Genomic DNA, 15,620 nt, shown 5'->3' with positions numbered 1-15,620 from the left:
ATGAGAAACATTTTTCCTCCATTGAATTTAAAAGAGTTGATTTGGACAACGACCGGTTCCGTCTGCTATCTCATTTTGTCTAGGTTATTGATTGGGTTCAAAATAGATCAACTCGTCCTGGTTTTATTGTTTAACGCCCTGTTTTATGCTTCAAATACTACTAGAAGGTTCATTCTCGGCTTCCTGATCTTTATTGTTTTCTGGATAGTTTTTGATTACATGAAGGTCATTCCAAACTACCTGGTCAATGATGTTCATATTGAAGATCTTTACATCAGGGAAAAGTCCTTGTTTGGAATAGAAACAGAGAACGGCCTTTTAACTCCGAATGAATTTGCGGATCAATATTCCCATCTTGGGTTGGATTTGATGTCGGGGTTTTTCTACCTGAACTGGATTCCTGTCCCCTTGTTTTTTGCATTTTACCTGTTTAGTAAAAACAAAGCATTGTTTCTTCAATTTGCACTTTCCTTTCTTCTCGTCAATTTAATCGGTTTTATGGTTTATTACATTTACCCGGCTGCACCGCCCTGGTATGTGAAAGAGTATGGTTTTGAGTTCCTATTGCATACTCCGGGTCATACAGGAACAGCATTGAGTCATTTTGATGATTTCTTTGGAGTAGAAATTTTTCAAGGCTTGTATTCAAAGAGTTCAAACGTATTTGCAGCTATGCCTTCGCTTCATTCAGCCTACCCGGTTGTTGTTCTCTACTTTGGATTAAAGAAAAAAGTAGGGTGGGTAAACATCCTCCTCGCTCTTTTTATGATTGGAATTTGGTTTTCGGCCGTTTATACCGGGCATCATTATATTCAGGATGTAGTGGGAGGAATTTTATGCGCCATTACAGGACTTTTTATCTTTGAAAAACTACTCTTGAAAAGTCCGGGATTTAATCGGTTTCTGAAAAGGTATGAAATGAAGATTACTTGACGAATCAAGTAGTTCTATAAATATTCTTTTAAAGGAGGACAGGTCAGGAATTATATAAACTAATTAAATATCGATTTAGTAATAGTTTTAAGTCTTCTCACTTTGGATAAGAAGGAATTTATCTCTTTATTTTCTCATTGGAAACATCGCATTAACTATATTTGACACCAATATTTGCGCTAAAGCTTTAGCGTTGGTGCATAAAAAAAGAAGAAATTTGGCAACAAAAATAAAATTTGGAACAGATGGTTGGAGAGCAATCATCGCAGATGAATTTACAGTAGAGAACGTAGCTAGAGTTGCTTATGCAACTGCTCAATGGTTAAAGAAATCTGACTGGAATTCAAAAATTGCATTGGGTCATGACTGCAGATTTGCCGGTGAACTGTTTGCTGAAACGGTCGCTAAAGTGCTTTTGCATGAAGGAATCGAGGTATTGATGTCGAAAGGCTTTGTTTCAACACCAATGATTTCATTGGCTGCAAATCAGCTTGGTTGTGGATTGGGAGTTATCCTGACAGCAAGTCACAATCCTCCATCTTACAACGGATACAAGTTGAAAGCACATTATGGCGGACCTTTAACTCCTGAACTGGTTCAGGAAATCGAAGATATCATTCCGGATTCCCTTCCGTTTGATTACGCATCCGTGGACTTGAGCAGTTTTGAGAAATCAGGAAAGTTGGAAATCGTAGATTTTGAAACGCGTTATGTTCAGCATATCGAGAAAAATTTCGACTTGGAAGCGATTCGCAAATCAGGTTTGAATTTAGTGTACGATGCCATGTATGGAGCCGGACAAAATGTGATCAGACGTATTTTACCGGACGTTCAATTGTTGCATTGTGATTACAATCCATCTTTCCACGGACAAGCTCCTGAGCCGATTCAAAAGAATTTGCAGGAATTGGAACAATACATTTTGGCAAAAGGAAACATTCATTGTGCCTTGGCAACGGATGGAGATGCAGACCGAATCGGATTGTACAACGGAAAAGGTGAATTCATCGATTCTCACCACATTATTTTGCTTTTGTTGCATTATTTGGTAACAAACAAAGGAATGACAGGGAAAGTGGTTACGGCTTTCAGTACGACACCACGCGTGAAAACACTTGCAGAACATTACGGTTTGGAATACCAGGTGGTTAAGATCGGATTCAAGTACATTGCCGGAATCATGGTGGATGAAGATGTCCTGATCGGTGGAGAAGAATCCGGAGGAATTGCAGTGAAGGGACATATTCCTGAGCGCGATGGAATCTGGATGGGCTTGATCATTTGGGAATACATGGCGAAATCCGGTAAGACCCTGGATCAATTGATCGAGGAAGTCTATGCAATCGTAGGAGCTTTCAAATTCGAACGGAACGATTTGCACATTACCGAAGATCTGAAGCAGAAGATAGTTGCAAAATGCAGCAACAATGAATACAAATCATTTGGAAAATACCAGGTCAGCAGTGTTGGAACGGTTGATGGTTGGAAATTCTTCTTCGACGATAACCGTTGGATGATGATCCGGGCATCGGGAACTGAACCGGTATTGAGAACTTATGCGGAAGCACCAACCCTGGAAGAAGTCAGGGAAATCTTAAAAGCAACCGAACAAACAATATGTAATTAAACAAAAAACGTCAGCCGAGGCTGACGTTTTTTGTTTTTAATGTCCGTGTCCTCTTCCATGACCGTGTCCATGATGATGGCCGTGATCGTGGTGACGTTCCTCTACAACTACGACACGCTCTTTCACATAAACAGGTCTCGATTCCGGATTGATTTCGAAATGAAAACTGACGTTCGGTTTCGGGCGACTTTCAACACGAACCCTTGGTGCCGGTTTTGGTTTTACAACACGATATTCATAATACGTTCTCCGATGTTCCGGATTGTAATAATAAGGATGCGTTGAAGTCATCCAAAGTTCGAATCTCGGAGTATTGGAGTAGGTTACGGATACATATCTTCCAGGCAAATTGGATACAGGTTTCCAATGACTGCTTTCCCAGACAAAATAGACATTTTCAATGGGGTCGTAATAAATATTTTGTCTCGGGTAATAATAATACTTGTTCTTCTTCGGAGCATGTTTTTGAACGAAGTAAGGACGCTGCGCCGGTCTGGCGAATAAATCATTTCCTATCATGCTCAATGAAAAACAAAAGGTTAAAACGATTGCCAAATAATTACTTATATTTTTCATGACTTCAGTGTTTGTGTTTGTGTCAAAATAAACCCAATAGTCTTGCCATTCCTTTTAATGATTAATTCATGATGATTATTTAACTGTAAATCAATAAGTTGATTACTTTTTTATTGGTAGCCGTGTTTATTCCAAAATGAAAATAAATTTCAAATTGAAAATATGTTTTCCATAATGAATTTAGTTATTTGATTCCTGTGTCTCCCTAATTGCTTATTTTTGGATGAATCATTAGGAACAATAACAATGGCAGGTTCAAGTTTTGGAACATTAGTGCGGCTAACAACATTTGGAGAATCACATGGGAAAGCTATCGGAGGTGTTCTCGAAGGTATTCCCGCTGGATTTGTGTTGGATTTTGATCAGATCCAGAACGATTTGGATCGAAGAAAACCAGGTCAGTCCGCTATCGTTACACAACGAAAAGAATCGGATCAGGTACAGTTCCTCTCCGGCATTTTTGAAGGGAAGACAACCGGAACTCCCATTGGCTTTCTGATTGAAAATGAAGATCAGAAATCGAAAGATTATGAAGAGCTTCAGAAAGCATATCGCCCATCACATGCTGATTTCACCTATCAACAGAAATATGGGATCAGAGACCATCGTGGTGGCGGAAGATCTTCTGCCAGAGAAACAGCTTCGCGTGTTGTGGCTGGAGCCATTGCAAAACAAATTTTGGCTCAAAAAAATATTCGGATCGATGCATTTGTCGACCAGATCGGTTCCTTGAAATGGACCGGGGAATGGAATTCCGGATTGAAAGTGGTGAGTGAATCAACGCTTGTGCGCGTTCCTTCGTTAGAACTTGCTGAGCAAATGGAAGAATTGATTCGGGAAATCAGAAAAGAAGGAGACACCATTGGCGGAAGAATCCGCTGCGTCATCGAAGGAGTTCCTGTGGGACTTGGAGAACCTGTTTTTGATAAGCTACACGCGGAATTAGGCAAAGCCATGCTGTCAATAAATGCAGTGAAAGGATTTGAGATCGGATCCGGTTTTGATTCCATTTCCATGAGAGGTTCCGAACACAATGATGTCTTTACGACAGATGGGAAAACAAGGACAAATTACTCGGGAGGAATTCAAGGGGGTATTTCCAATGGAATGCCAATTGATTTTAGGGTAGCTTTCAAACCGGTAGCAACCATCATGCGTGAGCAGGAAACAATCAATGAAAATTTTGAATCCATTTCGATCAGCGGAAAAGGCAGACACGATCCTTGTGTCGTTCCGAGAGCCGTTCCAATTGTTGAAGCGATGGCCGCATTGGTTGTATTGGATTACTTTTTGATTCAAAACGCTTACCAATGAACTTGAGACTTGAAGGTTTTCTAGCAAAAAAATGGATGATTTTCCTGCTTTTTGCTTCCCTTATTTATTTGTTGGGAACAAAATCCGACAGACGTTATGGCTGGACGAATGAAGAATCGCGCGATGGGACTCCTATCGTTTCGGATGGTGCAGGATATTATGGATTCCTTCCATATTGGTTCATCCATCATGCAGATGGATTTGAGTTCATGACCGTGATCAACGAAAAGTATCCGGACGATAGTTTTACGGATAATCTGGCAAGACTGGAAAATCAACGGCTTTACGATAAATATTATACAGGAACTGCCCAGTGTTTAACCCCGTTTTTTCTTATCGGACACGCACATGCATCCATGAGTGGTGCAGATTTGGACGGATATAGCTGGCCTTATCAGTTATGGATGGATATCGGGCTACTGGCATATGTCCTTCTGGGACTTGTTTGTTTGTTCTTCATTCTTAGAAGATTGAAACTCTCATACCTTTCGGTTTATCTATCGTTGATAGGTTTGGTGGTAGCCACTAACCTGAGTTTTTACAGCTATTACGATATTCCCTATTCCCATGTTTTTTCTTTTGCAATAGTCAATGCAGCACTTTTGTTGTGGTTGAAATGGATACAAGATGAGAAAAGAAGTGCTTTGGTATGGTTTGCATTTTTCCTGAGCTTGAGCATCATGATTCGTCCTACAAACATCCTGATTATATGTGTATTGCCATTCTTTTTTGAGAGCACGAAAGCCTTTATTTCGAATCTGAAATTCATTTTTCAAAAGCCGCATCTGAAAATCATACTAGCTGCGATTGTTTTGGCTATTATACCTGTTCTTATTCAATTGCTGACAACTCATGCTCAAACAGATAAATGGAGTTTGAATCCATACTCGGATGAAGGGTTCGATCATTGGAAAGACCCTTACTTTTGGGAAATTCTTTTCGGATTCCGAAAGGGGATGTTCATTTATTCGCCTTTTTTACTGTTAATGATTCCCGGTCTGATAGTCTGCTTTTTCAAGGCGCGCAGATTGTTTTTCGGAATTCTGGTCTTTACGGTGATCGCTACCTATGTACTTTCTTCCTGGTGGTGTTGGTGGTATGGTGGTTCTTTGGGAATGCGTTCGATGATCGATTTTTACGGAATCTTCGTTATACCGATAGCAGTTCTGATAACTCATTCCACCGGTTTCTGGAAAATTAGTTTAACTCTTTTTATTGCCGGTAGCACACATCTTTATCAAACATACGAAAGACAATACGATTTACATATTCTTCATTATGACTACATGAATTATCCCATGTGGAAAAAAATCCTTTTAAAGGAAGAAGCCCGTTTATGTTATGTGTTTTATTCCAAGATTGATACGATTCCCCAAACTGCAGTATCCGTAACCGGTCCTATGGAAGGGTTCTTGGTTAAGAATGAACCATTGTCAGCAAATAAGGTTTATGGCGGTCATCCGGATTTCCTTTATCCGAATAGTATAGGGTTTGGTAAGAAGTTAGGAAAGGTGGATCCTTCTGCTCATTTTGCACTTCAGTTTTCAACGGATATTTGCTTGAACAAGCACGATGAGAACGTGAATTTTGTTGCTTATTATTTTAAAAATGACTCGTTACTAGGGCAATCCGATGTGATGGTTAGCTCCAGGCCACAAAATCTCAAGAAGTGGGAATTTATTCAGGTGGATGTCGTGCCCGATTACCGTTGGGGTGAATTGGATTCCATCCGATGCGGTTTTATTTTGAGTGGAGACAAGGCACGTTTCAAAGATTTGAAGGTGCAATTATTTAAGTATAAGTAGCTAAGAGAAAGACCTCTTTTTCATGAGTGAAAAACGCAGGTTTTTTTAACTAAAAATAGTACTTTTTCCCTCTGGTTTCTTGGTGAAAATGGTTAAATTCAATGCCATGGAACGAAAAAGAATAGTCATCATAGGTGGTGGCTTCGCAGGATTGAATCTTGCTCGTAAATTGGCTAAGTCCGATTGTGAAATTATCCTGGTGGATAAACAGAATCACCACATGTTTCAACCCTTATTTTATCAGGTGGCGAGTGCACGCTTGGAGCCTTCAAGCATATCCTTTCCATTTCGGGCAATTTTCAGGCGTAGGAAGAATGTGGATTTTCGATATACGACTGTCAATCTGATTAGACCGGAAGATAATGTGATTGAAACTTCCATGGGTGAAATTCCATACGATGAATTGATTATTGCAACCGGATGTAGAACCAATTTCTTTGGAGACTCTAATTTGGAAAAGTACACCCTGGCAATGAAATCGACCCAACAAACGATTCATATCCGGAATTCCATTTTGACGAAGTTTGAAAAGATCATGTTTGTCAATAATCAACAGGAAAAAGACGAGTTGATGAATTTGGTCATAGTTGGGGCAGGTCCGACCGGAGTGGAACTTTCCGGTGCTTTGATGGAAATGAAAACGAAAGTCCTCCCTAGGGATTATCCGAATTATGACTTTTCAAAATTGAAAATCATTTTGTTGGAAGGAAGTCCGAATACCCTGAATGCGATGAGTGACAAGTCCAGATTGTGGTCTCGTAAGTATTTGGAATCAATGGGGGTAGATGTGCGGACTTCAACGGTTGTTTCTTCCTATGATGGACACAATCTGACATTGAAAACGGGAGAAGTTATTCCGACGCAGACAGTTATTTGGGCTGCTGGAGTTCAAGGAAATGTTTTACCCGGTTTGGAAAAAGCAACGATGGTTCGATCCAGATATACGGTCGATAGACATTCATTGATTAATGGTTACCAAAATGTTTATGCTATTGGAGATATTTCCTACATGGAAACAGAGAAATATCCGCAAGGGCATCCACAATTGGCAAATGTAGCGATCAATCAGGGGAAAATGTTGGCAAAGAATCTGATTGCATGTTGGTCGGGTGGAAACATGTTACCGTTTGAATACAAGGATAAAGGCACCATGGCAACCGTTGGAAAACACAAAGCGGTTGTGGAATTGCCAAACTTCAAGTTTCAAGGATATTTCGCCTGGATGGTTTGGATGGTTCTTCATCTCATGCTAATCCTAAGCATCCGGAATAAGATCGCCGTGTTTTTTAACTGGGCGTGGAGATATATCACCGGAGATACTTCTTTGAGATTGATTTTGAGAGATGAGCGGGATCGCGACAATATAAGGAGAAATGATTAATAGAAAAGGGAACCTGATTCAAAATCAGGTTCCCTTTTAAGTGTTAGTTTTTAACAACGCGAACCGTTTCTTTAAAATCCTTGGATTGGATAATTATCAGATATAAACCAGGTGTCAGATCGTTTAAATCAATGAGTTGTCGGTAAGTGCCTCTGGAAATCTTCCCCGAATGGATTTCCCGGATCAATTTTCCGCTCATATCATATAAGTTGATTTCCATTCGCTCCTTATGTGGCGCTTGAATTTCAAGTGTTGTGCTTTCTACAGCAGGATTTGGAAATACCAAAGCCTTGAATGCTGTGGGGTAAGGAACTCCATTTTCATCCAGTTCTACAGATGTTTGCTCAAAAAACTCGCGTTGGATGAAGGTGATTGAAGAAGCCCCGCCCATTATGTGACGTTCGGGTGCAATAATTACTACTTCTTCCACTTCCTCGATAAGAGTTGGTTCCTGAACAAATTCAACAGGCAGAGCTCCCATAATGTAGGATTCTTCAACTACAATCTCTTCAGGGATGGGCGTAACCAAGGTAACTTCATCTTGCCCAGGAGCGCTTTCCAATTTTGTCAATTCATTGGATGCAATACTGCGTGCAATTTGCTGAACAGATTCAATTTGTCGTTGATCCCGTTCATCTTCACAACTGAAAAGGGTTAAGCCGAAAACAATCAATAGTGCGGCAATAAACAACTGTTGCGGATTGCGTTTCCTTTGAACCAACCAGATTTTAAATTCCGCATTCAGCTCATTTTCCTGACTGACAGTCATTCTTGCACAAACGGATTGACCGCTTAATTGCAATAGGGTTAACTTGATTTCATTTGAAGATTTATTACTGAAATCATGAACCTGTTTCGTGCAAAGTTGGCAGAAAGCCCCTTTTTCATTGTGACTCATTTTGTTCCAGTCTTCAGAACAAGGTTTTTCAATTCCGAAATTTTTCATGGCAGCAGCATTTGATTTTCACTAGTTAACGGTAACAAGATGAAATCTAGTCCAATTTTCCATAAACGATCTTAAAAAAATGGTATCATTCGGTTATCATTGATTAAAATGTAGCTGAATGGAATTGAATAAATTCTAAATTGATAACTTTGGAACCAAATATTCAAAACATGATTCAACGCATTCAAACCGTTTACTTCTTAATCGCTGCTTTATTGGTAGCGACAACGCTTTTCGGAACCGATTTATTTTCTTTCGATCAGGGACAATTTGTTCACTCGACGGCATATAAATTATTCAGAGGTACCGAAATGGCTGGTAAGAAAATGGATTTCTGGATGTTATCATTGGTGCAAATAATCTTTGCTTTGATGATCATCTTTTCATTCAAAATGCGTCACCGTCAGATTTTCCTGGGTTGGATCTTATTGGTGTTGAATCTTTTAAGCTCAGCATGGATTTTATTGGGTGCAAATGTTCATTCTGTAGAATGTACGATCTGTAAGGAACCGGCTACCAATTTATCCTTGGGAATTGTTTTTTACCTGCATGCAGCAGCCTTCATTTTTGTATTCCTTGGAATAAGAGGAGTTCGCAAAGACAAAAAGACGATTGATTCGTTGAACCGGCTGAGATAATATTTTTATAAAGAATTGAATGACAAATTAAAAATGTAGAGGCGAAAAATTTTTCGCCTCTACATTTTTCGCCTCTACATTTTTCCATTCCCGATTGTTCCCATTTGAAATTAGGCATTCGTAATTCGTAATTATCCTCTATCTTTGCACCTTTCAAATAAACAACTAGCATGAATTTTCTTTCCGTTGAAAACCTTACAAAATCCTTTGGGGATCGCGTGATCTTCTCAGATATTACCTTTGGTATTGACCAGGGAGACAAGGTTGCCATCGTGGCAAAAAACGGAAATGGTAAGACAACCTTGTTGCGTTGTTTGATGAACCTCGAACAAATTGATTCAGGAAGAGTTGTCTATAGAAATGACCTGCGAGTTGCTTTTATGCAACAAACGGAAACTCTGGACGAAACACATACGATTCTGGAAGCCGTTTTTTCGCATGATTTACCGGAACTTCAAATCGTCAAAAAATACAATCAGGCACTTCGTGAAGGAAACGAGGAAGCAATTCACGAATGTTACGAAGAATTGACTGAGTTGAACGCTTGGGACATGGAAGTGAAAGTGAACCAGATTCTTTCTGTTCTGAAGTTGAATGATACGAGTTTGTTGGTTGGAAGCCTTTCGGGTGGACAAAAGAAACGCGTTGCCCTTGCACAGGTTTTGGTTGCGGAAGCTGATTTCCTGATCTTGGATGAGCCAACGAATCACCTGGATTTGGACATGATCGAATGGTTGGAAGAATACCTTTCCAAATCAAAATCCACTATTTTAATGGTGACCCACGACCGTTACTTCCTGGAAGTGGTTTGTGACACGATTTACGAATTAGAAGACAAAACAATCTACAAATACAAAGGAAATTTCTCTTATTACCTGGAGAAAAAAGCCGAACGTCAGGAACAATTGCAATCCACGATTGATAAGGCACGAAATACCTTCAAGAAGGAATTGGATTGGATTCGCAGACAGCCAAAAGCTCGCGGAACGAAACAAAAAGCACGTGTAGATAGCTTTCAGGATGTAAAGAAAGTTGCCAGCCAGCGAATTGACGATGATGAAATCGATATTCCGGTGAAAATGGAACGTTTGGGTTCTAAAATTCTGGAATTGCACAAGATTGGAAAATCGTATGGCGAAAAAGTGATTTTGGATAATTTCTCCTACAACTTCCAACGCAAGGAACGTTTGGGAATTGTTGGAAACAACGGAACAGGGAAATCCACTTTCTTAAACATTATTCAAAGCAGAGAAGGCGTTGATAGAGGAAAAGTGGTAACCGGTGAAACAGTTGTTTTCGGCTATTACAGCCAGGAATTAATCAAGGTTGACGAGGATAAGAAAGTGATTGACGTGATTCGTGATATCGCTGAGTTTATTCCATTGGAGAAAGGAAAACAACTTTCTGCGGCGCAATTCCTGGAGAAATTCTTGTTCCCGCGTCACATGCATTACAACTTCGTTCATAAATTGAGTGGAGGAGAGAAGAGACGTTTAAAATTGATGACGGTTTTGATGTCCAATCCGAACTTTTTGATTTTGGATGAGCCAACAAACGACTTGGATATCTTCGTAATGAGTGTATTGGAAGATTATCTGAGAACATTTGAAGGATGTCTGATCGTTGTTTCGCATGACCGTTACTTCATGGACAAAATGGTGGATCACTTGTTTGTTTTCGAGGGACAAGGAGCAATCAAGGACATTATCGGTAACTATACGGAATTCAGAAAACAAACGGCTGCTGACTATAAAAAAGACAAAGCTGCTGCTGCGGATGACAAACCGGTTGAAGTGGTTAAAGTGAAACAGATTTCGGAAGAAACTCCGAAGGAAAAACGCAAGTTGTCTTTCAAGGAAAAAAGTGAATTCGATCAGATTGAGAAAGACTTGGAGCGTTTGGAAGAAGAGAAAACCAAATGGACCAATGTGCTATCCGATTCCAGCTCTAACAATGAGCAATTAATGGAAGCAGGTGTGAAGTTGGGAGCTATTGTTTCGGAGATAGACGAGAAGACGGAACGTTGGATTGAATTGTCGGAGTTTGCCTAATGATGATCTCGGTTAAATTTAACCACTAAGAACACAAAGCGCACGAAGAATTTGTTAGGAGTGCGATAGAACAGATTATGGAATCGATTAGATTTACGTTAGATAGTAGTTTGGAAATATGGGAATTCATCGACAAATCGGTTGACCATATTTTGATTCATAGTTTTCAAGCGCATAATATTCTGGAGTGGTGGGAATCGACAGTAAAGCTTGACAAGACAAATACACTTGAAAGTATAAAAGTTCGAAATATGCAATTTGACATTCAGACAACTATTTCCGGACTTAGACAAATTCTTGAACACGAAAGCAATTCACTAGACATCTATCAATTCAACAAACCGATTTCAGATACTCTTGTTATTGAAACTTTACCTGCTAATATGGCAGAGACGATTTTAATACAGAATGGATTACAACATATTATAAGTGTAAACTTCGAATCAATAACTGTTTCAAGTGTAAGCCCTGACTTTATTAAGAGCATCGTTGAAAATTCTATGTTTGCTGAACGAATTCGTTATAACTCCATGACAGGTAAATAACTTAGAATTGAACGGTTGTATTAAATCTTCATAAAAAGATCCAGAAATTCTTGTTTTTTACTGCGGCTCAGTGAAATGGACTTTCCATCTTCTAAAATGAGTTCACCTCCGTCTCCGCGAATGTATTGTTTGATGCATTTCAGATTCACAACATACGATTTGTGAACCCGGAAAAAAATCGGGTTATCAATCAGGACATCTTCGAAATTGGCCATTGTTTTACTAGCCAGATGCTTTGTTCTATCCTTCATGATCAAATAGGTATAACTGCTACTGGCTTCCAAATACATGATGTCATCAATTTTAATGAAGATTAAGCCCGTTTGGGTAGAAAGTGCAATCGTATCCTGAATTTTCCCATTTCGAAACAGATGCAGGTTTTGAATTTGTTCGTCTGTTATTTTCTGATTTTCGGAAGTATAATTTTCCAGTGCATTCATTAAATCGGTCTTGTCAATCGGTTTTAACAAGTAATCCAATGCATTCATGCGCAAAGCTTTTACAGCGTATTGATCGTAAGCGGTGGTGAAAATCACTTTGAAGGGAATCGAGGCAAATTGAGCTAAGAAATCAAACCCATTCTGATTGGGCATCTCAATATCTAAAAACACGATATCCGGATTGAATGCTTCCACCAATTTGATTCCTTCAGCACTTGTTTGAGCCATTCCGACAATTTCAATCTCATCCAATTGCTTCAAGATGAATTCCAGTGTAATCAAACAATGTTTTTCATCGTCAATTAAAAGTACTTTAATCATGTTGTTGATGTATTAAGATGCTTACTTGTGTTCCTTTGCTCAACCCCTTATCATCGGTTAGATTCAGAATTGAAACGGTGTTTTCATGGTTCTGCAAATGTAAGCGATGAATCGTTGTTTCGATTCCATAAGACTTGTGACTAGTTTGATTTTGCTTTATTTTTTGAGATTGTTCGATTCCAATTCCATTATCGATGATGTCAATTTGAATATGTTCCGAATCCACCTTTTTGACTTCAATTCGAATTTCTCCTCTTTCGGACAGGTTGTTTATTCCATGCCAAATGGCATTTTCCACAAAAGGTTGCAGAATAAGTGGAGGTAATTCGAGAAACTCAGAATCGATTGTAGGATCAATTTCAATTACGTAATCAAAATTATGCTCCAACCGCGCAGCTTCCAGTTCCAAATACAATTTCAATGAATCAATTTCCTTTTTGAGCGAGATGGTTGACTTCTTGGAGTTCTCCAGGATATTTCGCATCAATTTGGAAAATAGGGTCAGGTAATTACTAGCCTGCTTGCTATCGTTTTCAATAATGAACCGATTGATTGAATTCAATGCGTTGAACATAAAGTGCGGATTCATTTGCGAACGCAAAGTCTTCATTTCTGCATCACGGATCTGATTTTGAATGCGCTCCTTTTCCCTGAATTGTCGATTACTTTGACTCACTCTCAGGCGAATAATACTTCCGATCAATAAAGCAAATACAAGAATACAGCATCCCAAAAACCACCACGTTTTATACCAAGGAGCATCGATTGTAATGATTAATTGGTCATTTAACGGGGATTCTTTGGGATAAGAAGCAATGGTGATCACTGTTTTACCAATCGGAAGATTGGAGAGTTCCAGAAGTCCGGAATTTGCTTTTTTCCATTGATTATTTAGTTGATAATAATAAGATTCATCCGTTGTATTGGGCAAATAGGCAGGAACAACAAAATCAATACTGATATTATTGCCAGAATATGGAACCGAAATAGATTTCACTCCTTGGTGATAATTCCAAACCACTTTTTTGAGTCCGACAATCACTTCTGTGATCAAAGCTTTTTGTTGCTTTTGGTGTTTTCTCAAGTGATTTGAATCCAGGATGGAAAGCTTGTCAATAGCTGAAAAGACGATGTGTTGCTTGTCGTCAATAAATAATGCACCTTCCATGTATTCATCTGAAATCCCATCGGAACTTTGATAGCGTTTACAGGTTTTTGTAAGTACATTCAAGGAAGTAAGGCCTTTTGTAGTTGCAATCCACAAGTTGTTTTTATGATCTGTGGCTAATTGCAAAATATGGTCACTCGATAGTCCATCAGAACGGTAATATCCATGGAAAGATCGGTCAGATAGACGATATTGAAACAATCCGGTCTGAGTTCCAATCCACAAGGAATTGTTTAATGCAGTAAAAGAGCTGATCCGTTTACCGGAGAATGGAAAGGGGATTTTTTTGATTTCCTTGGAATGAAGATCAATGCTGTAGAAGTAATTTTCGGATGCAACATAGAGTTTATTTCCAATAAGTTCTTGCCCCACAATCAAATCATCCGGAATGGTATTGTTCAACGAATTGGAATGCGCAATGTATGTGAATTGCTCTGTTTTCCAGTTAAAAACAGCAATAAATTTGTATCCACGAACCAAGAACTGATTTGTTTTGTAGGGAATTAGTTCTTGAAACAAATGAGCCCCGCTAATGGTTTTTTCTGTTTTTGGTAGGTGAATGATTTCCAGAATTTCGAAATTCTTACGGCATTTCACTAATCCGGCATCAGTGCAAACCCAATAATTCTCAGCTGTTTCCAAAATAGCGCGAATATCTCTGAAAGCGGTTTGAGATAAGTCTTTTACAAGTGAAGGAATGTATGCCTGAAACTTCCAGTTTTTATCAAATTTCAGAAATCCTTTCGCATAAAGGATGGAAGCGTAGTAATTGTTTTTTGTGGAGTGAATCGATCCGATTAGTTGTTTGGAATCGATTTCAATATTGTTTATCAGCTTGGATAGTTGAAGTGTTTCAATTCCTTTTTTGGTTTGTTCCGCAAAGTAAACGCCTTGGTCAGTTCCTAACCAAACAGTATTTCTCGAATCGACAAATACATTTCTGACTTCTGTATCGAGTGGGAATTCCTTTACCTTTCCGGTTAAGGTGTTGATGATGGCGTATCCGGTGTTTGTTCCGGCTAGGAGGAGGGCGTTTCCATCGGGATCAAAAAAAGAAGCAATGTCGTGAATGATGGGAGCATTCAGCTTTATCTGAGAGAGCTTTCTTTGCCTGGAATCATATTTGAAGAGTCCATTTCCCCAAGTTCCGATCCAAAATCCATTCTTTTGTGCAACGACACTCGTGATGCCTTCATTTTTTTGATTTCCGACTAGTAGACCTGATAGAAAAGACAGATTGGTTGGATTTAGTTTTCCAATAGTCCTCCCGGAAACTCCCCAAATATGGTTATTCAAATCGTGAAAGGCAAAATCGATTCGTCTGTTTGAAGGAATGCCAAATTTTTCAGCTCCTTTGTATTGAAACGACTTGACTTTTTTGTGAGAAGTGTACTTGTAAAAATCATGTTGACCTAAAATCCATAGCTGCTTATCAACCTTCAAAAAATCAGTATTGTATTCTAAATGAAGTGAATTCTTAACCGAGTTAGCGGGTTTCGAAAAACGGAAAGTATTCAAGTCCAATGAAGAAACTCCGGCTTCAGTTCCAATCCAAAGTGTCTGTTGATCCTGAAACAAATGTTTAATGGAATTATTGCAAATACTATTGGCATTTTTCGGGTCAAAAAAATAAGATTTGATCCGGTTACCATCGATGCGATTCAAACCATCCGCTGTTCCAATCCAAATAGAGCCGTGCAGATCTTCACCAATCGAATAAACAATGCGATTACTCAGTCCATCCCGAACTGAAAGGGAGGTGAATTGAAAAGAAGGAAACTCAGCGTTATCTTGACCAACACAGAATGAAGTGATAAAAAGAATTCCCCAAAACCAATTTTTCATGCAGTAGCTCTATTTTCGAATGCGCTCAAA

The 15,620-nt window shown here is 39.1% G+C and carries 12 protein-coding genes; 8 read left to right on the top strand and 4 right to left on the bottom strand.

Annotated elements, in window-relative coordinates:
* Positions 1–933: a phosphatase PAP2 family protein gene (locus AAG807_RS17715; RefSeq protein WP_341906830.1), complete on the top strand. Its 933-nt coding sequence runs from the start codon at positions 1–3 to the stop codon at positions 931–933.
* A 217-nt stretch (positions 934–1,150) separates the two neighbouring features.
* Entirely contained in the window at positions 1,151–2,560 is a 1,410-nt protein-coding gene (locus AAG807_RS17710) for a phosphoglucomutase/phosphomannomutase family protein (protein ID WP_341906829.1), read from the top strand.
* 36 nt (positions 2,561–2,596) lie between these two features.
* Here the strand turns inward: AAG807_RS17710 and AAG807_RS17705 are convergent, their stop codons facing one another.
* Positions 2,597–3,136 (bottom strand): hypothetical protein, encoded by a 540-nt coding sequence (locus AAG807_RS17705; RefSeq protein WP_341906827.1) that lies wholly within the window; start codon positions 3,134–3,136, stop codon positions 2,597–2,599.
* Between the two features lie 246 nt (positions 3,137–3,382).
* Here AAG807_RS17705 and aroC point away from each other — a divergent pair, with 246 nt between their 5' ends.
* From aroC to AAG807_RS17690, 3 genes are all read left to right on the top strand, one after another.
* The gene (gene aroC, locus AAG807_RS17700) at positions 3,383–4,450 is read left to right on the top strand and encodes a chorismate synthase (RefSeq protein WP_341906964.1); all 1,068 of its coding nucleotides are present in this window, start codon (positions 3,383–3,385) and stop codon (positions 4,448–4,450) included.
* Positions 4,447–6,255, top strand: coding sequence for a hypothetical protein (locus AAG807_RS17695; RefSeq protein WP_341906824.1), 1,809 nt, complete (start codon positions 4,447–4,449; stop codon positions 6,253–6,255). The genes aroC and AAG807_RS17695 overlap by 4 nt, the downstream gene beginning before the upstream one ends.
* A 106-nt stretch (positions 6,256–6,361) precedes the next feature.
* Positions 6,362–7,636 carry an NAD(P)/FAD-dependent oxidoreductase gene (locus tag AAG807_RS17690; RefSeq protein WP_341906821.1) on the top strand — a complete coding sequence of 425 codons (1,275 nt, stop codon included), beginning with the start codon at positions 6,362–6,364 and terminating at the stop codon, positions 7,634–7,636.
* Positions 7,637–7,679: 43 nt separating this feature from the next.
* On the opposite strand, the gene AAG807_RS17685 is transcribed toward AAG807_RS17690, so the two are convergent.
* Positions 7,680–8,582 (bottom strand): T9SS type A sorting domain-containing protein, encoded by a 903-nt coding sequence (locus tag AAG807_RS17685; protein ID WP_341906818.1) that lies wholly within the window; start codon positions 8,580–8,582, stop codon positions 7,680–7,682.
* Positions 8,583–8,731: 149 nt separating this feature from the next.
* On the opposite strand from AAG807_RS17685, the gene AAG807_RS17680 reads away from it, so the two are divergent.
* From AAG807_RS17680 to AAG807_RS17670, 3 genes are all read left to right on the top strand, one after another.
* Complete coding sequence (locus AAG807_RS17680; RefSeq protein ID WP_341906815.1) at positions 8,732–9,220, top strand: DUF4293 domain-containing protein; 489 nt, start codon at positions 8,732–8,734, stop codon at positions 9,218–9,220.
* Between the two features lie 170 nt (positions 9,221–9,390).
* Positions 9,391–11,271, top strand: coding sequence for an ABC-F family ATP-binding cassette domain-containing protein (locus AAG807_RS17675; protein ID WP_341906813.1), 1,881 nt, complete (start codon positions 9,391–9,393; stop codon positions 11,269–11,271).
* Between the two features lie 77 nt (positions 11,272–11,348).
* Positions 11,349–11,816 (top strand): hypothetical protein, encoded by a 468-nt coding sequence (locus AAG807_RS17670; protein WP_341906812.1) that lies wholly within the window; start codon positions 11,349–11,351, stop codon positions 11,814–11,816.
* Between the two features lie 20 nt (positions 11,817–11,836).
* Here AAG807_RS17670 and AAG807_RS17665 read toward each other — a convergent pair whose 3' ends face one another.
* Together AAG807_RS17665 and AAG807_RS17660 are read right to left on the bottom strand one after the other, a co-directional pair.
* On the bottom strand, positions 11,837–12,577 hold the full coding sequence (locus tag AAG807_RS17665) for a LytTR family DNA-binding domain-containing protein (protein ID WP_341906809.1): 741 nt from the start codon (positions 12,575–12,577) through the stop codon (positions 11,837–11,839).
* Positions 12,570–15,590, bottom strand: a complete 3,021-nt coding sequence (locus AAG807_RS17660; RefSeq protein ID WP_341906807.1) for a histidine kinase — start codon at positions 15,588–15,590, stop codon at positions 12,570–12,572. Before AAG807_RS17660 ends, AAG807_RS17665 begins: the two co-directional genes overlap by 8 nt.
* Between the last annotated feature and the right edge of the window lie 30 nt (positions 15,591–15,620).

This window comes from Fluviicola taffensis DSM 16823 (assembly GCF_943372375.1).
In the GTDB taxonomy this organism is placed as follows: domain Bacteria; phylum Bacteroidota; class Bacteroidia; order Flavobacteriales_D; family Crocinitomicaceae; genus Fluviicola; species Fluviicola taffensis_A.
Note: the sequence above shows the minus strand (reverse complement) of the source record. Positions and strands in the feature narration are given on the sequence as shown.

Coding starts and splice junctions, on each gene's coding strand:
- AAG807_RS17715 (WP_341906830.1), top strand. CDS start 1: ATGAGAAACATTTTTCCTCCATTGAATTTAAAAGAGTTGATTTGGACA.
- AAG807_RS17705 (WP_341906827.1), bottom strand. CDS start 3,136: ATGAAAAATATAAGTAATTATTTGGCAATCGTTTTAACCTTTTGTTTT.
- aroC (WP_341906964.1), top strand. CDS start 3,383: ATGGCAGGTTCAAGTTTTGGAACATTAGTGCGGCTAACAACATTTGGA.
- AAG807_RS17695 (WP_341906824.1), top strand. CDS start 4,447: ATGAACTTGAGACTTGAAGGTTTTCTAGCAAAAAAATGGATGATTTTC.
- AAG807_RS17690 (WP_341906821.1), top strand. CDS start 6,362: ATGGAACGAAAAAGAATAGTCATCATAGGTGGTGGCTTCGCAGGATTG.
- AAG807_RS17685 (WP_341906818.1), bottom strand. CDS start 8,582: ATGAAAAATTTCGGAATTGAAAAACCTTGTTCTGAAGACTGGAACAAA.
- AAG807_RS17675 (WP_341906813.1), top strand. CDS start 9,391: ATGAATTTTCTTTCCGTTGAAAACCTTACAAAATCCTTTGGGGATCGC.
- AAG807_RS17670 (WP_341906812.1), top strand. CDS start 11,349: ATGGAATCGATTAGATTTACGTTAGATAGTAGTTTGGAAATATGGGAA.
- AAG807_RS17665 (WP_341906809.1), bottom strand. CDS start 12,577: ATGATTAAAGTACTTTTAATTGACGATGAAAAACATTGTTTGATTACA.
- AAG807_RS17660 (WP_341906807.1), bottom strand. CDS start 15,590: ATGAAAAATTGGTTTTGGGGAATTCTTTTTATCACTTCATTCTGTGTT.